This is a genomic window from Azospirillum soli (assembly GCF_017876165.1).
In the GTDB taxonomy this organism is placed as follows: domain Bacteria; phylum Pseudomonadota; class Alphaproteobacteria; order Azospirillales; family Azospirillaceae; genus Azospirillum; species Azospirillum soli.
In genome coordinates this window covers 96,340-114,750 of sequence record NZ_JAGINQ010000019.1, presented here as the reverse complement: position 1 = coordinate 114,750, position 18,411 = coordinate 96,340, and the positions used below count along the sequence as shown (strand labels likewise).

Here is an 18,411-nt window from a genome sequence, read left to right as displayed (position 1 = left end):
GCCAGCGGCCATCCGATCACCAAGCTCGATGAGCTCCTGCCCTGGGGCCATACCCGGCAGGCGGAACCCGCCGTGGCCTGAGAACACCGCTTACGTTCGCTTGTGTTGTCAAGCAGTTGAATGTCCGGAATTGTATCCGTGGATATGGAGGTCGACATCGCGAGCAACTTCCCCTTGCCGTATGGCTCGTGACCTTACCGGCTTCTCCCGGCCATGACAATCACGGATAGCGGGAACCCAAGCGCTGAAGCGGAATGTCGACTGTCGCATGGAAAACGCTATCTGAGGCAAAAAAGCAAAGCGGGACGCTTATCTTTCCTATCGGCGGTTTCCAGTTTTCGCCTGTGGCGAGCAGCGCAGCGAACAGTTGCTTGTGCTTCGCCTGCACCGGACGGACTTCTCCCATTGTCGGCGGGCGGTGTCGGCGGGCCGTGTGGCGCTGTAGTCGCGCCAAGCCCAGGCCACCAACGGTAGCCGGAAACAACCGTCTTGGCATACAAGTGGGGCCAGAATGTTCGGAAGCGTCGATTTTTTGAGCGCGGCGCCCTTCACACATCCTGTTGTCAAAGCAACGATGCCTCGCCACACTCAGTCCGTGTGCAATTGGAGGCGGCATGCTCAGCGTTTTCGTCGAGGGTTTGACCCGGCAGGGCCGGGAGGCGCTGGCGGCCCAGATCGCCCTGTGGGACGACAGCGGCATCTGGACATCGGCTTACGCACAGGTGTGCCGCCGCATCGGTGCCGCCACGCCATCGCCAACGCTGCCGCGGGACCACGACACCCGGCCCGTCGCCGAACTGCGCGTCCTGATCCTAGCCCGTCTGCTCGACACCGTCGGCAACCGCTTTCCGGACCGCCTCAGCGTCGGACGTCTGCACGAACTCGGCCTCACAATCGAACACGCGGCGGTGCGGGCGCTCGCCGAGACGGACAAGGCGTTCACCGGGACGACAACCGACGACATGACCCGCCACATGCTGCACAAGGCCGCGCGGGTCGTGGAGGAGGAATTCCAAAAGGCCAACGAGGCAGAGCAGCGTGCGATGGCTGAGCGGATCGCAGCCGTGGCTGAAGCCATGGAGGAAGGGGACCGAGCGGCCCTGCGGCAAACGTTGGGCGTGGACGACCTCTCCGCCGATGCGGTCCGCAAGGTCATGCTGACCAGCGGCATGAGCGCCGGGCTCGCGACCCTGGTGTCCGTCGGCGGTTTCGCCAGTTACACCATGCTGACCTCGGCGATCGCGGCTGTCGCCGGCGCTGTTGGTGTCACGCTTCCGTTCGGCTTTTACATGACCGCTACCTCGGCCTTGGCCATGATCACCAGCCCCATGGTGATCGGACCGCTCGGCCTCGTGGTGGTGGGGGCGGCGACGGTATGGGGCAACAAGAAAATCCACCAGGCGATGCTGCCGATGATCGTAACCCAGACCGTGGTGGCCGCTGGCTTGCGGACCGACGGCGATCCGGTTGCGGCGATGGTCGACGACCATGCCGCCTTTGTGGAGGCTTACAAGTTTTCGACCGGTCGGGAGATGGTGGCCCGGGCCAAGGAATGCCCCGGCCTCTGGAGGGTTTCATGAGCGGTGCCGATGATGCCCGCGATGAGCGGCGGGCCGCACCGGACGGCAAGGCCGCGCGCGTGTTCGACCTTCTGTCGGGGCGGGAGCACCATACGGCCAACGCGCTGACCGCCGGCGACCTGCTCTACGACCTCCTGCGCATTGATCCGAGCGTCATCGATGCCGTCGGCTTCGCGCGGACCAACGGGGCCGACGACCTAGCCAAGTTCCTGATTGAGGCCCAGCGCGTCCACGCCATGGCCGAGGCTTCCGCCGATGGGGTACTGTCAAACCTGCAGGGCTACGTCGCCGAGCGCATGGTGGCGCACCGGCTTTTGGCTATGGGCGCCGATGTCGAGTTTCCGGAAACCGCCAACTTTCCTGGCGCTGACCTGTTCGTCAACGGTGATCCCTTCCAGGTGAAATGCTTGGCCAGCCCGGACGGCATCCGGCATCACTTCGAGCGCTACCCGGACATCCCGGTGTTCTGCAACGAGGACCTCGCCGATCACTTTGCCGGCAACCCCATGGTGATGCCGGTTCCTGGGCTCGTGCGCGACCAGGTGCGCGACCTGACCGAGCACTCCTTGGGCGCTGGCGTCGATGCGCTCGATCTGGAGATTCCGCTTATCTCGGCGGCGGTAACCGCCGCCAAGGGAGGCTTGGCGCTCCTGGCCGGTCGAACCGACCTCTCCGGCGCCGTTCAGGCGTGCGTGACCGAAGGCGTGGCCCGCGTGGCGTTCGCCGCTGCCGGGAAGGCGGGGGCTCCGCTCGCGTTGGCCGCGTTTGCGGTGTCCGGTGGTTGGCCCTTGGTCGTCGCCCCGCTGATCGGCAGCGCCCTTGGTTATCGGCTGTCGAAACCGGCAGCCGACTGGCTCAAGCGGAACATCTTGAGCCGAAGCCCCGCCGATGCGTTGTCCAAGGCCGTCCAGCGGTACACGGGCGACGCAGCCCGGGCCATGGATCGGGTGCTCGAACGGCTCGAGGCCAAGCGCCAATGGGTGACAGACGCCCTTTACGCCGCGGGAGGTGCAGCCCGCGACATCGTCCCAGAAATCAAAACGCGATTCCGGCGCGATCTGCGCACCAAGGCCCTCGTGCGGGACGACCTGCGGCGCGCCCTCACGGACCCAGTCCACCTGGAAACGATCTACCCCGCGGGCAGCGCCGACCGACTGCTGACGCGGTCCTCCGCGTTGCTGCGGCTCACGGCCAGCGGTGGCTTGCTGCCGGCCAACGTCGGTGCCGCGCACGGGAACTTGGTCGCCGCCGCCGCCGGGTACGATGAACGGCTGGCACGCTTGCTTGCCGCCCGATGAGAGAAGGCCAAAGAACGCAGCGCTTACTGCTTGGAGCATCAACGCGCGGAGGTCAGATGCGAAAGCCGTGTTTCCATCAAGCGTCTGCCGGTGCGACATGAAGAACGTGGCCTTTCTGCTGATTGTCCTGCTCCTGCTGCTCACCATCCTCAAGGCTTTTCCGGAAGTGGCGATCCTTCTGCTGGGGCTGACCGCTGCAGGCGTGTTGATCCTCATCGTCAACAGACATTTGAATCGGTCCGAGGCCAAAGCCGCAGACGCGGCGTCATGCGCGCAACCCGCAGCCAAGGGCGTATGGCGTCGGAGACTAGCAAAGTCACCCGGCGACGATCCCCGGATTGCGGCCGACGCGGCACCAAATGCCCAACCGGAAACCAGCGGCGTGTGGCGTCGGCGACCAGTTCGGACCGAGGCTCCCCTCCCGATGCCCGAGGTGGTCGAAGCAAAGGCGCTCAGCGAAGAGGAGCAAATAGCGGCTGAGGTGGCGGCGTGGCGCGCCACCGTCGAAAGGCAGGATGCCGGACGGAAGGAGGAGCAGCAGCGAAATCTCGCGCTCTCGAACAAAGCCTGGTTGGAGCGCGAAGAACAACGAAAGCGCGTGGAGGAAGAGCGGCGGGGCAAGTTAGATTTATGCGGCTATGACGAAATTCGGGCGAAATGGGCGCGCGACAATGCCGCAAAAAAGGCCGGAGGGAACGACACTCCGGCGAACAAGGCAACCTCTTCGGCGTCGGGCAGCCCTTCAGACAACACCTATCTGCGGCAAGTCCGCGACGTGTATGAGGAAACGCGCGCCGAATTCGAGCGCCTCAAGACATCGCCCCAGCACCAGCGTTACGTCTGTCCCCGGCCACGGCGCCTGACGTGGGCTTTGCCATCTTCTACTCGCCTCCAAGGGAGAGCCCTCCCCTGCTGATCTGCGGCATCAATCCCTCGAACTTTGACGGCCGCAACGCGCCGCTGGACGGCCCGAACAACAGAGCCATGCTGTCCGGCCGCATACCCGAGACCAACTCCTACCTCAACAATGGACACCTGTTCGGCGAGCGTCTGATGGCGTTGTTCGACCGGGACCTGATCAGGTCGGCCGTGGGAATGAACGTCTGGCATTTCCAAGCCGTCGCCAACGCGGACAAAGCACCCAAGGATCTGCGGCGGAACTGCGAGGAAAGAACACTCAGGCTTATACGCGCAACCCGACCGGCTGCGGTCCTCGCGCTCGGCATGCCGCTTCTAAAAGCCATGGACGTTCCCGTCCATCCCATGCCTGACACGCGGGCCGCAAAGAGAGCCGAGTTCCACGGAATCCCTGTGTTTTACCTGAGCCATCCAACGGGAGCGCACACCCGCCACGACGCGACGCACGACGCGCCTGTCGTGCACGCCGCGATCAAGAGGGTGCTGTAGACGGCTCGGTCATCCTTGACGCGCGCTGCCCGACTGGACCCGCGGCACTCACACCCCCAAATACGCGGGGCCACCTTGGGGACCTGGATTCATGCCGACCGTTTCACGCTCCGCTGCATTCGTCATCGCCACCGTCATCCTCGCCACCGGTCCAGCGCTGGCGGCCGATCCGGCGCCGGGAACCGGCCCGCTGTGTGCGCCGACGGTGTCCGCCGCGCTGACGACCTGGGACATGGGACTCCAGGCGGCCGGCAAGTTTGGCGACAAGGCGGTGACCATCGCCCGCGAAAAGGGGCGAGAGTACATCCTGCCGCTGCTCGGCGTCGATCCGAGGGCGTCGCAGCCCGGCACCGACGACGGCACCAGCGTCATCGGCCGGCTGCTCGAATCAAGCCGTCAGGACCCGCAACAGCGACTGGAGTTGTGCATGGCGATCACCGAGGCGGTTGAATCGGCCAGGGGCTCGGCGGCATCCGGCATAGACGCGTTGAAGCGCGCCCTGGACCGCCTCGCGCCGACGGCGCCGGCGGAAAAGAAGCCAGCCGATAACCTCATCAGGACCTGATGGCGTCCCCACACGGCGGATGGGCAACAATCGAAGCCCGGCTGCGAGCAACACTTTCGCGGTCTTTGGTCGACTTGGTCGGCGATTTTTCTGAAACCGTAACCGCGGAGGTCTCAGCGTCCCTTTTACGGACGGTTTCTTGGTGCCGCAGGGCTTGTCTGTTGTGTCGGTATGGCCCGCATGATAGGCGACCGCTAGAGCAATTCATCAGGTTCGTCAGCGCAATGAGCAGGTCTCGGAATTGGTCGCCGACAGACATCGGCGCGGTGGCGCCGAAGCGCGCCCGCGCGAGGGCGAAAAGCACGTGGTCACTGGCCGACATCGCGCCGAAGACCACCTCGCCGCAGCCGGCCGCGGCGGCCGACGACAGCGGTGCACCCGTGTCTGTTGCCGCTTCAACGCCGGCGCGCGACGTCGCCGTCATGACGACCCCGGAGCCGGTCGCCGCGGACGCCCCAAAGCCGGCGGCCCGTCCGCGGGGGAGAAAGGGCAAGGCCGGTCCCGACGTGATCGATGTCCATGTCGGGCAGCGCTTGCGGATTGCCCGGACCCTGCGTGGCCTGAGCCAGGGCGACCTCGGCGCAGCCATCGGCCTGACCTTCCAGCAAATCCAAAAATACGAGCGCGGCTCGAACCGGATCTCCGCGGGCACGCTTTTCCGCTTGGGCAACGCACTCGATGTGCCGGTGTCGTATTTCTTCGACGGCGCGGGTGAAGCCGGCCCGAACGTCGCCGCCGGGTTGGACGGCGTGGCGGACCGTGGAGCGCTGCGGACGGCGTCGGCGATCCAGCGTGTACCCAATGCTGGCGTCCGTGATGCGCTGAGCGCTCTGGTGCAGGCCCTCGCGGATGCCGGAAACGCCGATGAAAGCGGCGCTGTGAAGGATTAGACGGCCGTTTCGGCGCCAAAGAGCCTCTCGTCCTCTGGCATGCGGCTGCTTTCTATGGGCTATCAGATTTCTGGACAGCCTGTGCCGCGCGCTGCCATCTCCGTCGCGAGGCGGCGTACAAATGCTTCCTGTTGCTCATGCGGAATCAGGCCACTCGGGCTCGGAACAGCGATGGCAGGAGTTGTACCGCCAGAATACACACCAGGATCACGCCGCAGCCCAAAGCCTGTTGGGCCGTCACCTGCTCTCCCAGGACCAGCGCGCCAGCCAGTGCGGCAAAGACGGCCTCGGCGCTGAGGATCACCGCGGCATCGGCGGCCGTCGTGTAACGCTGCCCGATCGCCTGCATGGTGAAGGCTCCACCAACCGACAGCACGCCAGTGTAGGCGATGGCCCAGCCAGCCTCGGCCAACTCGGCCATTGTCGTCGGCTCGCTCGCCAGTCCCCAGGCCGTGCTCAGCACCCCACAGACCAAAAACTGCACGACGGCCACCACCGTCGCCGAACCGGCGCGCTCCGATACAGCGCCCACGAGGCACACCTGGACCGCCCAGAAGACCGCAGACGCGACCACCCAGAGGTCGCCGGGGGCGATCGCCAGCGCGCCGCCGCCGCTCAACATCCAGGTGCCGAGCACGCACCCGGCAGCGGCCGGCCATACCACCGGGTACGGCACGGTGCGCGCCGCCGCGAACACCAGCAACGGCACCAGCGGCACGTACAGCGTGTTCAAGAACCCGGCGTTGGTGGCGGTGGTGTGATTGATGCCGATCTGCTGGAGCACCGCCCCGGCGAACAGGGCGCCGCCGGTTGCCAGCATGCCCAGCCAAGTCCGCCGGTCGAGCCGCGTTGCGGGCAACGCGCGCCAAGCCAGCGGCAGAACCACCGCGGCACCGATCAGGAAGCGTGCGCCGGTGAAGGTCATCGCCCCGAGATGGGCAGCGCCCATCTTCTGAACAACAAAGGCGCCACCCCAGATGGCCGCGGCGAGAACAAGCAGGAGGTTGGCGAGCCGACGGGACACGATGAGGGCCAGGGTCTGTGGTGATGGGAGAGGCTTGAGCAAGACGGGACAGCGAGGGCCGGCGGCTTCGCCGCAGCGTGGCTCGACTTACACCAGAGCAAACGGAACAGCAAGGCTCGCTCAATTATAGGGTGTTCGCGGCGGCATCCGCAGCCATGCGAATTTTGGCCAGTTTGAACGGTGCAGCGCGCCGCATCGATGCGCGTGGCACGCATGCGGTCGCCGGCCATGGCCCCGAACGGGACCGCGCAATCAGCGGGCGCAGGGTCGTGCGCTTGCCCACCCGAACTGTGAGCAAGATTGCCAACTTCTTCATCCAAAGGCGTGAGGGGGAAAGCCCGCCGCCGTGGTTCTTCGGGCTTGCTCTCCGAAAACGAATGGCAGACCGCGCCTCGTTCGCGCAACAAGCACAACGGGTCGCTCGGTGCTCGGCAGGATTGCTTTCGATGTTGTGCTGCTATAATGGTGATGCGGCAGGGGGGCGGGATCCCGAAAACTGGCGACGATCGAAAGGGTGGCTCCAAAGGGCGCTGCCCGTCGGCGTGTCCATTTCTCAGCCATCGAGACGCGGGAAAACCCGGCCATGACCCTCACTGCCAATCTCACTTTCAACGACCCGAGCGGCGCCTACGCGCCCTACTACGACGGCATTCGCGTGACCGCGAACGCGGCGATGAACACCTGGGGCCAAGTCCTCAACGGCAACGCCGACCTGGCGGTCCAGGTCAATTTCTTCACCAGCGACAGCATGTCCGTGGCGAACGCTGGTTCGGTTTCGAACGTCATTGTGGGGCCGTATTACGGTTTCAATGGCCGCAACCTCAACATGCTGTCGGCCGCCTACAAGGCGATGACCGGCATCGACACCAACGGCGCCGAAGCCGACGTCGTCCTGAACCTGAACACCAAGTTCCTGCCGCAGACGAACTTCAACCCCGGCGCGGCACCGCAGCCGGGTCAGACCGACGGCCTGACGGTCTACACCCATGAGTTCGGCCACGCGCTGACCTGGAGTGGTCTGCTCAACACGAACGGTGCCGCGCTCTACGCCGATCACATCGGCACCTTCGACCGCTACGTGCAGACGATCAACGGCGGCCTCTACTTCACCGGCCCGAACACGATGGCCGTGACCGGCGGCCCGCTGGCGCTGGACGGCAGCCTGTATCACGAGGGGTCCTCCACCGCCGACGTGATGGACCCGGTGACCCCGTCGGGTGTGCGCTACGGCCTGTCCGCGCTGGACGTGGCCGCCCTGAGCGACAGCGGCGTCGCGACGGCGCTGTCCGACTCGCTGGTGGGCTCGAACGTTTACGGCGACACGATTTCGGCGGGCGGCGGCAACGACGTGGTGAATGGCTACAGCGGCAACGATCTGCTGTTCGGCAACGCCGGCAACGACATTCTCTATGGCGAAGCCGGCGACGACACGCTGTTCGGCGGCCGCGATGTCGACGAACTGGTCGGTGGCCTGGGCAACGACGTGCTGCGCGGCGACGACGGCGGCGACCGCCTGATCGGCGGCGACGGCGCCGACCTGCTGCTCGGCAACATGGGCCAGGACATCCTGCTCGGCAACGCCGGCAACGACACGCTGTTCGGCGGCCTCGACGACGACCTGCTCTACGGCGGCGCCGGCGACGACTTCCTGTCGGGCGACGTCGGCAACGACCTGCTGACCGGCAACCTCGGCGCCGACGTGTTCGCCTTCGGCGCCGGCGGCGGCCACGACCGGATCGCCGACTTCGACGCCGCGGCCGGCGACCGCATCCGTGTGGCCGGACTGCCCTACACGGTCGCCGCCAACGGGGCTGGCGAGGCGGTGATCACCTTCACCAACAACGACGACGTCACGCTGGCGGGAATCGGGATCAACCAGGTCAACTCCGGCTGGTTCCTGGTCGCCTGACCCACGGGACAGCACGGCCGGGGATAGTGCCTCCGGCCACGTCTGAGACGCCGCGCGGCTATGCCAAACCGTTGACCGCGCGGCGTCCCAAGCCGATCAAAGCCGTTGATCGGCCAGTGCCGCAACCAGGGCCACGACCTGCCGCGCCCGGTTGCGGCCACTGTCCATTTTTAGGTGCCTCCACACACGCCGGATTGCCGCTACGGCGCGATCAACCCGAGAGTGATGGCACGCGCGACAGCATGGCTCTTGGTGTGCACGGAAAGTTTCCGCATGGCATTTTTCAAATGAAAATTGACGGTGTTCTCGCTGATTCCCATGATAATCGACACCTCTGCGGAGGTCTTCCCTTGAGCGCTCCAAGAAAGGCAGTCGCGCTCGCGATTTGTCAATGACGGCAATGCATCGTTCGCAAGAGTGTTTTCACACCCCCTGATCTTTGCGACCTTGTCGTTGCAGTAGAGCGAGAATGTGTGCAGCGAGAAGCGGCTGGTTGCGATGAGGTGGTCGAACTCCGCCGGCGCTTCGGACCAGAACAGCGTGGTCAGCGAGGAAATGGGAGCACCGGTTTCGGAAACACCGTGAAACGGAATGGTCAGTCCGTTCTTGTATCCGTGGTCGAGCGCGAACCCCATGACACGCTCTGCACCCGCGCCGTGCTCCGCTTCAGCCGCGCTTCGGCGGCCCTTGCCGACAAGTTCGCTCCAGGAAGACGCTACGTTCAATGTCTTTGCGGCGTGCGCCACCGGATCGACCTCGTACAGGCGCTCCGCCGCGTAGCCCGCGACGAAATCGGCACGCGCTGTCGAGAGGTAGTACGGGGTGACCGTCGAGGACGTGCCCGGCCCGATCATCCGGACATCAAGATAACTGAATCCCGAAAACCCCAACCGGTGAGCAACCGCATCGACAACCTTCGTGATGTCTTCGGCGGTGTCGCACGAATCAAGGGAGGCAATTTCGTCAAGAAACGACACATGCATTTGATGGCGAACCCCTCAACTGCAACCATAGGCAGCAAAACGTCTTCCCACGCTTTCCCCCTTACAGCCCTACCTACCAGAACTGGTAGTCGTACCACACGCAAAATGTGGTTACCAAAGGCGTGGGAGCCCCGCCCTCCTGCCCTTACCAGACGCTTTCAAGGAAAAGTGCAACACGCGATTCGAATCCGCTCAGCAACGCCATCCGCGCGAAACAAGGAAGGCGGCCATATGCCGCTTCACAGTTGCCGGTTGACCATCCGCCATCACGGACCGCGCGAAGCATCCCCGGAACCGAATGGTCAGTTGGCAAAGGGGAAATGATGAGAATCAAACAACACGTGAAAAAAACTGCTGTTCTCCTCCCTCTGGTCGCTTGCTTGTTGACGGGCTGTCAGACCAACGGCGACGCAGCGCGCACGGCGGCCACCGTGGCGGGCGGCGTCGTCGGCGGGGTGGTCGGATCGCGCTTCGGCGGCGGCGCGGGCAAACTGGTGGCGGTCGGTGTCGGCACGTTGGTCGGCGCCATCATTGGCAACCAGATCGCTTCCTACCTGACCGAGGCCGACCAGAAAACGGCGCAGGCGGCGGCCATCCAGACGGCTTCAACCGGCCAGACCATCCGCTGGAACGGCAATGGCACCGGCGTGACCGGCGAGACCAAGGTGGGCAAGCAGACCACCGAGAGGCAGACCACCGCCATCCCGGTCTACAAGGAGCGTGTCAAGACCATGCCGCCGCTCGACCTCGTCGGCGAGACCTACGAGGCCAAGGCCAAAACCATTGTGCGCGGCGGCCCGGCGACGAATTACGTCGAGGTCGACAGCCTGAAGGCCGGTGAAGCGGTTACGGTGGTCGGCAAGGTCAAGGGCACCAATTGGGCGCTGGTCTCCGACGGCGCCGCCGCCTCCGGATTCGTGCCGCTGGGCAGCCTGAAGGCGGCCACGCAGACCGCCGCGGCGCCGGCTTCAACCAAGAGCGCGCCAAAGGCCACCGTCGAGGTCGCCAAGGTCGAGGCCGAGACCGACTGCAAAACCATCGACCAGACGGTCACGCTGACGAACGGCGAAAAGAAGACCGACTCGGTCACCGTCTGCCGCGGCCCGGACGGCTGGTCGCCCAAGGCGTAAGCCTGGGACGGCCTTGTTGATCCGACGACCGGGAAGGAACACCAGATGACCAGAACGATGCTGTCGGCCGCGATGGCCGCGTCCGTTCTCGCGCTGACGGCGTCGGCAACGCCGGCATCGGCTGCGGACGAGCGGGTCCTCGGCACGACCAAGGACGGCGCCAAGATCGTCGTCAGTGGCAAGGCGTGGTGCGGCGAGCGGGTGAGCCTGCGCGTCGACGCCCCCTCGCCCACCTTCTTCAGTGGCGAGCGCCTGACCCAGGCGGTGGGCACCGCCCGCCTCGCCGTGTCCTTCGAGTGCCCGAAGGCGCAGGCGATCCAGGTGACCGGCCGCAGCGCCGGCCAGACGGTATTCGAGGGGGCGATGAGCGCGGCCGACGCCTGGGCGCTCACCGCCTCCCGGTCGCCGGACGGCGGCGTCCAGACCGCCGCGGCACCCACGGCCCCGGAACCGAAGGGCACCGAGACCAAGGTCGTCGAAACGCCGCCCGCAAAGGCGCCGCCCCCGAAGACTGAGGAGGCCGCGGCGCCGTCCGCCGGCAAGCCCCCCGGCCCCGCGCCGGCCGAAGCGCCGGCGAAGGACGGTGCCCCCGCCGCCGCGGCCGCTTCGGTGGTTCAGGAGTCGCCGGCCCCGGCGTCTGTCGACAAGGTGCGCGCCGCGGCCATGGACTGGCAGACTCTCTTCGAGCAGTGGCTGGCCGCCAACCCCGACCAGCGCAAGGACATGAAGTTCGCGGACAGTTACACGCGCCACTTCGAGTGCTTCGCTTACCGCCAGGTGCGCGACAACGACTTCCGCCGCGACGAGGTGCTGGAGCAGGGCCGCGCCAAGGCGGCGGCGCTGCCTCTGGCGCCGAAGACCAACATGGTGCTGCGCATCAACTCCGAATTCGGCAAGTACGACTTCGACCGCAAGGAGTTCGCCTTCGTCCCGCTGAACGAGGGCACCTACTTCCCGGTGGACAAGCCGCAGAGCATCCAGGCCAAGCAGGGTTGGGACAACTGCTTCCCGGCGGACACCGCCGGCCTGCCGCAGCGCTTCAAGGTCGAGATCACCAACCCCGAGGTGATGGTCGGCCTGCCGATGGACAAGGCCAAGGCGGACGCGCTGATCGCCGCGCGCACCGACAGCCACGGCTGGATCAACCGCAGCGTGGTCGTCTCCATGACCCTCGCGATCGACGTGTTCGAGAAGGGCGAGATTCGCGACGACGACCGTTTGCTGCTCAACGGCGAGGCGGTGCCGGTGAAGGCGCGCATCGTCGCCGCCTCAGTCGAGGACGGCGGCAAGCCGCCGAAGACGCTCTACACGCTGGACCCCAACCGCATGACCGCGAAGATGGCGCTCGCCGACGCCAACCGCGAGCGCGCGCAGGCCGACGAGGCCGCCGCCAAGGCGGAGCGGAAGAAGGCGGTCGATGTGGACTTCATGACGCTCGACCATACCTTCACCCGCCTGACCTCGGGCAAGCCGATCACCGACGAGAGTCCGCAGCGCGTGGTGCTCGAAGTTTCCATGTGCAAGGGCAAGACCGAGGGGGTTGGCGACAAGGCCCGCACGACGACCGACCGCCTGGAGCAACTCGGCGGCATGGACACACCGTGGCGGATCCGCTCGAACGACGCGACGCTGAAGTTCGCCAACGTCCAGGCGTTCGAGAACATCCCGCTGCCGGAAGAGGCCAAGGGTGAACTGAAGACCTCTTCCTGCCTGCGCGCCAACGGCGAGGTCGTCTATGCCCCGGTCGGCGTGGACAACGACAAGTTCAAGGGCGGCAAGAGCGTCATCGGCCACATCCTGTACGTCGACTTCCCATGGACCGTGAAGGGCCAGAAGGTCAAGTGGCGCATCGCGGCGCCGGGCGAGGGCCCGAAGCCGTGGAGCCGCTCCGAGGACCCGCGCACCGCGCGCGACTTCGACGTCATCGGCGTCAAGGGCGGCATGACGCTGGACGAGGTAAAGGCGATCGCCGAGAAGGAACTCGCCCAGACGCTGACTTGGGCGCCGGGCAGCAAGCGGCTGACCTCGCCTTCTGATCAGTGCTCGTTTGGCAAGAGCACCGGCTCATTAGGCATGTACGGCGCCGAGCGCGCGCCGCACAAGATCGGCCAGCGCTGCTTCGAGGCGACCTTCGTCGAGGAGGACGGCAAGACGGTCCTGGCGACGCTGTCGCTGCGTCAGGTGCTGCCGGGCAACAAGGCCCAGCCGGTGACCGAGGCGATCAAGGCCAAGTACGGCGCACCGATCTACAAGATTACAGACCACAGCAACAGCGACGTCACCGCCTACCGGGGGTATGGCCGGCGCTGGTCGGACGACCGCCTCGACGGCCGCAACGTCCAGTCGCCGCAGTTCGCCCTGGAGATGGACGGCAGCGCCTTCAACGACAACGACGGCCCCGTCTACGTTCTGGGCTCCTACCTGACCGACCAGATCCTCCGCGACCGCAAGGTCCAGGCCGAGGAAAAGGCCCGCAAGGAAAAGGAGGAGAAGGCCAAGGTCGACGTCAAACTCTAAGCGCGCCACTGCGCGGAATGGACATCACATTGGAATTTCACCGCAACGCTGGCGTCCCTTGAAGGAGGGGCGCAGCAAATCAGTAAAGGCAGTCACGATGTCATCACGTGAGGCGCGCTTCATCCGAAAGGACACTCCAGAAGGGACCATTTTCGAAGTTGAACCAGCGCGAGGTTCCAGGGGCTTAGTTATCTTCCTCTCGTTGCTTTCCGTGTTCATGCTTGGCAACTGCAGCATCATGGCTGCGGAAACGCGGAGCATGCCGGGTATCGTCATACTGGCGCCGGCCGTGATTTTTCTATGGGTTATTTGGCACTTTGCTGTGATCCGCGACCGCAAGAGGCGTAAGCCGGTGACCTTTGTCGCCAATGCGTCCGGCCTCAAGGTTGGCGACCAATTTTACCCGGTTGCCGACATTGCGGAACTCTATCTGAAGGCACCGGACTCCTCCGCTCCGATCGTAACTTCGTCGCCAGCGGTTTTCGTGGGCGGCACCGGCCCGGTAGGGGTTGGCTTGGCTGCGGCGAGCGCGACCGCAAACGTGGCGATGGCGGCGTCGAACGCAGCCATTGGAATGGGGCAAGTGATGGGATCGCGCCAGCGCGCACGATCGATCACCTTGAACCTTCGGGAGAAGAGCAACAGCAAGCCAAAGGTTCTCTTCTATGGGCTGACGGTGGAGCCGGGACGCGCACTCCTCAATGACATGACCGCAGCGATGAGCGCGTAAAGCGCTTCAGAAGTCTATCGTCAAAAGTGGCGTTCCGCGCCTTCAACAGCAACCTTAGGGCACTAGCACGACAGGCGGGCCACGAGGGATCTGGTCCGGTCTGAGGGGCGGGAGGATAAAGCCGGAATGTTGGAAACGCAGGAGAGGGTGCGGAGCCTGGATGACCCGCTGTGCGCGCGCGTCGTAGACTGCGTGCGGGCCCTGGGCCATGGCAATCTCCCCGCGGGCAAGGAGGTGACGGTCGATGCGATCGCGCGCACCGACCACCCGGTCAGCGCCTGGCTGGGTGCCACGGTGGGCTGGGGAACGTCGGTCGAAACGCGGTACGGGTACGTCGACGTCGCCAACGCCACACACTGCGGCGGGAGCAGCCTCAACCGGATGTTCGAGGAGACCGTCGGCGTCGAGGCGCAGAGCGCCGGGACGCTGGAGCGGGCGATCGCCGCCATCGGCGATCCGCTGGAAGCGCTCCTGACCTTCACCAGCACGCTGCGCCTGTCCTCGTCGGCGCCGCGGCTTTACACACAGGAAGGCTGCGTCACCTGCCGCGAGTCCGGCAAGGTGGACTGTCCCTCCTGTTCCGATGGGACGGTAACCTGCTACGGATGCTGCGGCGACGGGAAGACGTCCTGTTCAGGGTGCGGCGGCACCGGCCGGCAGCGGGAAAACTTCTGGGACAGCAGCCGGCAGTGCTACGATTTTCGCCATGTCACCTGCAATCAGTGCTGGGGCAGCAGGCGGGGCGGCGTTTGCTTCGGCTGCGGCGGCCGGGGCTGGGTGACTTGCTCGACGTGCGCCGGTAATGCCGTCGTCGTCTGCTCGTCCTGCACGGGTGCTGGCGGGTTCACCCACCTCCACACAGCCTACATCAAGGTGTCGCCGAGCCGTCAGCACCGGTTGAGGGACAACGCACCGGGCCGGCTGAAGGAGGCGCTGGAGAAACACGCCACGGCCGACCTGCACCCGACGATCCTCGACCTCGCCTTTGCGGAGCGCAACGTCAAGGACGGCACCATCTGGTATCGCTTCACGGGCGCCATCCCTCTGGTCGAGGCAGAGTTCATCGCCCCGAACGTCTGCTTCACCGTCACCGGCTACGGCAAGCCCGTGCTCATCCACGAGATGCCGCCATGGCTCGACCACGTGCTGAAGCCGCTGCACGAGCGCATCGTCGGGGAGGGGAAGGCGCCCTACGACGTGCTGAAAGCGGCCCAAGAGGCGGATGTGCCTCGCCGCCTGCTCAAGATGGTGGGAGGCACCGCACCGGCCGACGTCGATGGGCTCGTCGCCGAATACAAGGGGGCGCTCACCGAGGCGTTCACGCAACGCCTGCGTCTGGGGATCGAGCGCGGGTATCACGGGCTGAGCCGGGGGGCCACGATGGGGCTCTGGCTGGCGGCGGTTCCGGTTCTCGCCGGCTTAATGGCCGCGCTGGTCCTGGTCGACGTGCAGGGTTTCCTCTTCGACCTTGTGGAACTCGACCCAATGATCTGGGACGACGGGCCGCAGCGCGCGCTGTGGGAAATCGCCTGGCCGGTGCTGGCCATCGTGGCGCTCTATCTGGTCGCCCGCGACATCGGGCGCAAGCGCTTGGCGGCGGTGGTGGAGAACGGCGCGCGCAAGGCGCCATCGCAGGGGGCGTGGCCCTTCCTCGTCACGGTCCCGCTGCTGGCGCTTTACGTCGTGACGCTGTCCTTCGCCCACAACGGGCTCGGGCAGCCGCGCCAGCCGGGCGACACGCCGGGGGCCGTGCTGACCCGCATGGCGGCCGAGTGGGACGCGCGGCGCGAGGGGCGCACGGTGTTCACCAACCGGATGGCGTTCTCCCAGCGTAAGGAAGCCTTGCGCGCGGCCCGGACGGCAGAACAGGCCCGCGCGTCCATCGCGCCCCAGGCGCCGGGGCATGACGGCACGGCAGCACAGAAAACGGTCTCGGACGGGCAAACCCGCCTCCTTCAGGAGGATCTGCGCGCGCTCGGCGTGTACGCGGGCGCGGTGGATGGCGTGTCCGGGGCGAAGACGTTGGACGCCAGCGAGCGGGTGTTGGGCGCGGTTGATCCGCGCGACCGTCAACGCTTCGGACCGGCAATCCAGTCGATCGTGAAGGCCGTGCGCGACGACAAGATCAAACTGCGCCTGCCCGACGCCGAGCAAGTGCTGGTTGGTCGGGAATGGCGCAACACGACGCGGCTTCGCCTCACCGAAGATGACCGGTTCCGCATCGTGGCGGCCCTCGCCTCGGCAGCCAAGGTTTTGCCGGAAACCGCAACAGTGGCCTGGAATGTAGGAGCGCACCGCGGCACCATTGCGACGCTCGGTATGGCCGATGATCCGAAGGACAAGGGGCGCTCTTGCTTCTTCTTCCGCCACGAGATCGTCACGGAGACTGGGACCGATCCGGGACCAGCGCGGACAATTGCTTGCAAAGAAGGGGCGGCCTTGGTGTTTGGGCAGAGATAAGATGCGCGGCGCCACCGGCGAAGGGCATAACGGTGACAACAAAGGGCGGGTAGCAAATCAAGGGGCTCCTTGCGGCAGCGCCACAGGTGCTTTGGGCCGGAAACATTCATGAGCCTCGGCGGGTGTAGCGGTATCCGTTGTGCGGCCGTAGGATTCGGGTGCTGACGCCAACTCCTGCCGATGGCGGCGACGCGCCGGGGCCGGCCGCAGGCCGCGGCGGAGGACGGAAGGCCATTTTCATACCGCATTCCACAGGCCGGGCGATGAACCCGACCTTTGTGCTTCTCGGCGTGCCTCCCGGTCAGCGCAGCGTCTCGATCTCCGCCTTCCGGGGCGCGCCCCGCGGTCCGCGCTCATGCGCCTTGATCCACATAAGTCTCCTGAGCGACCACTGCGGGCCGTGCGCCTGCCACCGGAAATGCGGGCTGACCGTCGATCGCCAGCCCAGGCGCCAGGACGCCTCGCTGGCTGGCCTGGTGCTGGCCCGACCGAAACGGTCGGCCGGCGCGCGCAGGTCGGCGACGCGGAACAGCGAGGTCATTTTCGCCTCGGCCCGCCAATTCCGGTCGGCGGCCAGGATCTCCGGCCGGGTGTGGGGCACCGTTTCTTCCGGCTGTCCGCGCCGGGTCATCCGGTAGGCGACGACGAGCCGCACGAGGTCGGACAACTGCCGCTCGGCCTCGGCCTGATTGAATCCATCCGGCACCGGGCCGCTCGGCTCCGCGTCGGCATCGGCCAAGGGCCAGACCAGCGTGGAGTAGGGATGGTCGCGGCCCGGCTCGGTCAGCACGACGGCCGCGGCGGCGGTGTAGCCGCCTCGCTCCGGTTGCCCGCCGACAAAGATGGCCCGGACCTCCTCGTCACCGAGCATCAGCGCCCGATGGGGCAGGTCCAGATACCAAGGTCCAGATACAAAGTGTGTCGGCGGATCTCGGCCTCGATCTCATCGCTAACGGGAGCCTTGGCGCCGGTCAGGTCGGCCACGAGGTCGCGGTCCAGCCGCAGCGCTACCGGCTCCAGGGCGTCGGGCGCGACGTCACAAAACTCATGATGGTGCCCGGCGATGGCGAAAACGATGCTGTTCTCTTCATCCGGACGGTAGGTGTCCCGCACGGCTGGGATGGCGTAGTCGAAAACGAACGGCGCGCGAGGGCGTTGAGCATCCTATGCACGCGGGTTGCGGTGGTCTGGGCAACACGCTCCCCCATCATGATCTCGAACAGCGTCTGGAATTGCGCCGCCTCCAGGATGCGCCCGTGCCCGGTGGCGACGTTCCGATGCACCGTCTCGACCGCCCGCCGGAGATCGGTCGGCATGGTCGGCGGGATGCGGCGAGAGCATCGCCGCGGGCCCGGACCAAGGAGTACCGCGGCCTCGTTTGAGGAGGGCATGGAGGTGCGCGTTTCACATGATCCGGGATGGGTGAATTTGGGCTTCTCGGATTTTCACCTGCCAACGTTCCTGGGTGTCCGCAACCCATTGCCTTCGAGGTGCTCGGCTCGCTTTGCGAGGCCGCTGTCGGGATACCATTGACGACACGGCTATCTGTGGAGCGATGACAATCGTCGATCGCGCCGCAGCAGGCACTGTTACGTGACCGCACCGATGGGAGAAATGAATCCGTGGCTGGAACGACAGTAACGGCACGACGCGTGCGGAAGAGCGTGGCTCAGCGCATGGAAGCCCAGACTATCCTCGACGCCGCCCTCCGGGACGGGATCTCCTGCGAGCAGGCGATTTTCCTGATCATTCGGGCATAGAAGGAGAAGCGGCCGCGAATGTCGAGGCGTGCGGCGACCCAGACGGCGCTGGAGGCTGTTCGAGCGCGGCCTTTACCAGTGCGTCAAATACGATGCGGTCGTGATGGCCAACCTTCGTGCGGCGGGCATCAGCAAGGTGGTTCATGCGCGCCTGGTTC

General features: G+C 65.9%; 15 protein-coding genes. 11 read left to right on the top strand and 4 right to left on the bottom strand.

The features are described from left to right. Window positions 1–614: 614 nt before the first annotated feature. The 6 genes from J2852_RS24310 to J2852_RS24285 all read left to right on the top strand — a co-directional run bounded on the left by J2852_RS24310 (window position 615) and on the right by J2852_RS24285 (window position 5,740). Window positions 615–1,580 carry a hypothetical protein gene (locus J2852_RS24310; RefSeq protein WP_209880698.1) on the top strand — a complete coding sequence of 322 codons (966 nt, stop codon included), beginning with the start codon at window positions 615–617 and terminating at the stop codon, window positions 1,578–1,580. Continuing rightward, on the top strand, window positions 1,577–2,878 hold the full coding sequence (locus J2852_RS24305; protein WP_209880696.1) for a hypothetical protein: 1,302 nt from the start codon (window positions 1,577–1,579) through the stop codon (window positions 2,876–2,878). The genes J2852_RS24310 and J2852_RS24305 overlap by 4 nt, the downstream gene beginning before the upstream one ends. Before the next feature lie 97 nt (window positions 2,879–2,975). Beyond that, window positions 2,976–3,794 (top strand): hypothetical protein, encoded by an 819-nt coding sequence (locus tag J2852_RS24300; protein WP_209880694.1) that lies wholly within the window; start codon window positions 2,976–2,978, stop codon window positions 3,792–3,794. Then, on the top strand, window positions 3,743–4,285 hold the full coding sequence (locus tag J2852_RS24295) for a uracil-DNA glycosylase family protein (RefSeq protein ID WP_209880692.1): 543 nt from the start codon (window positions 3,743–3,745) through the stop codon (window positions 4,283–4,285). Before J2852_RS24300 ends, J2852_RS24295 begins: the two co-directional genes overlap by 52 nt. A gap of 91 nt (window positions 4,286–4,376) precedes the next feature. Beyond that, complete coding sequence (locus J2852_RS24290) at window positions 4,377–4,850, top strand: hypothetical protein (protein WP_209880690.1); 474 nt, start codon at window positions 4,377–4,379, stop codon at window positions 4,848–4,850. 266 nt (window positions 4,851–5,116) lie between these two features. Beyond that, the gene (locus J2852_RS24285; RefSeq protein ID WP_343206810.1) at window positions 5,117–5,740 is read left to right on the top strand and encodes a helix-turn-helix domain-containing protein; all 624 of its coding nucleotides are present in this window, start codon (window positions 5,117–5,119) and stop codon (window positions 5,738–5,740) included. Between the two features lie 145 nt (window positions 5,741–5,885). Here J2852_RS24285 and J2852_RS24280 read toward each other — a convergent pair whose 3' ends face one another. Continuing rightward, the gene (locus J2852_RS24280; protein ID WP_209880688.1) at window positions 5,886–6,764 is read right to left on the bottom strand and encodes a DMT family transporter; all 879 of its coding nucleotides are present in this window, start codon (window positions 6,762–6,764) and stop codon (window positions 5,886–5,888) included. A gap of 583 nt (window positions 6,765–7,347) precedes the next feature. Between J2852_RS24280 and J2852_RS24275 the strand changes: the two genes are divergently transcribed. Next, on the top strand, window positions 7,348–8,673 hold the full coding sequence (locus J2852_RS24275) for a calcium-binding protein (protein ID WP_209880686.1): 1,326 nt from the start codon (window positions 7,348–7,350) through the stop codon (window positions 8,671–8,673). A gap of 200 nt (window positions 8,674–8,873) precedes the next feature. Here the strand turns inward: J2852_RS24275 and J2852_RS24270 are convergent, their stop codons facing one another. Next, window positions 8,874–9,656: a helix-turn-helix transcriptional regulator gene (locus tag J2852_RS24270; protein ID WP_209880684.1), complete on the bottom strand. Its 783-nt coding sequence runs from the start codon at window positions 9,654–9,656 to the stop codon at window positions 8,874–8,876. Between the two features lie 383 nt (window positions 9,657–10,039). Between J2852_RS24270 and J2852_RS24265 the strand changes: the two genes are divergently transcribed. From J2852_RS24265 to J2852_RS24250, 4 genes are all read left to right on the top strand, one after another. Continuing rightward, window positions 10,040–10,786 carry a glycine zipper 2TM domain-containing protein gene (locus J2852_RS24265; protein ID WP_209880682.1) on the top strand — a complete coding sequence of 249 codons (747 nt, stop codon included), beginning with the start codon at window positions 10,040–10,042 and terminating at the stop codon, window positions 10,784–10,786. A 45-nt stretch (window positions 10,787–10,831) separates the two neighbouring features. Continuing rightward, a complete protein-coding gene (locus tag J2852_RS24260; RefSeq protein WP_209880681.1) occupies window positions 10,832–13,303 on the top strand; it encodes a DUF4852 domain-containing protein in 2,472 nt (823 codons plus the stop codon). Between the two features lie 259 nt (window positions 13,304–13,562). Continuing rightward, window positions 13,563–14,033, top strand: a complete 471-nt coding sequence (locus J2852_RS24255) for a hypothetical protein (RefSeq protein ID WP_209880680.1) — start codon at window positions 13,563–13,565, stop codon at window positions 14,031–14,033. Window positions 14,034–14,159: 126 nt separating this feature from the next. Then, window positions 14,160–16,493, top strand: a complete 2,334-nt coding sequence (locus tag J2852_RS24250; protein WP_209880679.1) for a peptidoglycan-binding domain-containing protein — start codon at window positions 14,160–14,162, stop codon at window positions 16,491–16,493. A 301-nt stretch (window positions 16,494–16,794) separates the two neighbouring features. Here the strand turns inward: J2852_RS24250 and J2852_RS24245 are convergent, their stop codons facing one another. After that, entirely contained in the window at window positions 16,795–17,364 is a 570-nt protein-coding gene (locus J2852_RS24245; RefSeq protein ID WP_209880678.1) for a hypothetical protein, read from the bottom strand. Further along, a complete protein-coding gene (locus J2852_RS24240) occupies window positions 17,364–17,606 on the bottom strand; it encodes a hypothetical protein (protein WP_209880677.1) in 243 nt (80 codons plus the stop codon). Before J2852_RS24240 ends, J2852_RS24245 begins: the two co-directional genes overlap by 1 nt. Between the last annotated feature and the right edge of the window lie 805 nt (window positions 17,607–18,411).

Bases quoted from the DNA above. Each gene is read 5' to 3' on its own strand.
- J2852_RS24310 (WP_209880698.1), top strand. From the start codon at position 615: ATGCTCAGCGTTTTCGTCGAGGGTTTGACCCGGCAGGGCCGGGAGGCG.
- J2852_RS24270 (WP_209880684.1), bottom strand. From the start codon at position 9,656: ATGCATGTGTCGTTTCTTGACGAAATTGCCTCCCTTGATTCGTGCGAC.
- J2852_RS24250 (WP_209880679.1), top strand. From the start codon at position 14,160: ATGTTGGAAACGCAGGAGAGGGTGCGGAGCCTGGATGACCCGCTGTGC.
- J2852_RS24245 (WP_209880678.1), bottom strand. From the start codon at position 17,364: ATGCTCGGTGACGAGGAGGTCCGGGCCATCTTTGTCGGCGGGCAACCG.
- J2852_RS24255 (WP_209880680.1), top strand. From the start codon at position 13,563: ATGCCGGGTATCGTCATACTGGCGCCGGCCGTGATTTTTCTATGGGTT.
- J2852_RS24275 (WP_209880686.1), top strand. From the start codon at position 7,348: ATGACCCTCACTGCCAATCTCACTTTCAACGACCCGAGCGGCGCCTAC.
- J2852_RS24290 (WP_209880690.1), top strand. From the start codon at position 4,377: ATGCCGACCGTTTCACGCTCCGCTGCATTCGTCATCGCCACCGTCATC.
- J2852_RS24300 (WP_209880694.1), top strand. From the start codon at position 2,976: ATGAAGAACGTGGCCTTTCTGCTGATTGTCCTGCTCCTGCTGCTCACC.
- J2852_RS24260 (WP_209880681.1), top strand. From the start codon at position 10,832: ATGACCAGAACGATGCTGTCGGCCGCGATGGCCGCGTCCGTTCTCGCG.
- J2852_RS24305 (WP_209880696.1), top strand. From the start codon at position 1,577: ATGAGCGGTGCCGATGATGCCCGCGATGAGCGGCGGGCCGCACCGGAC.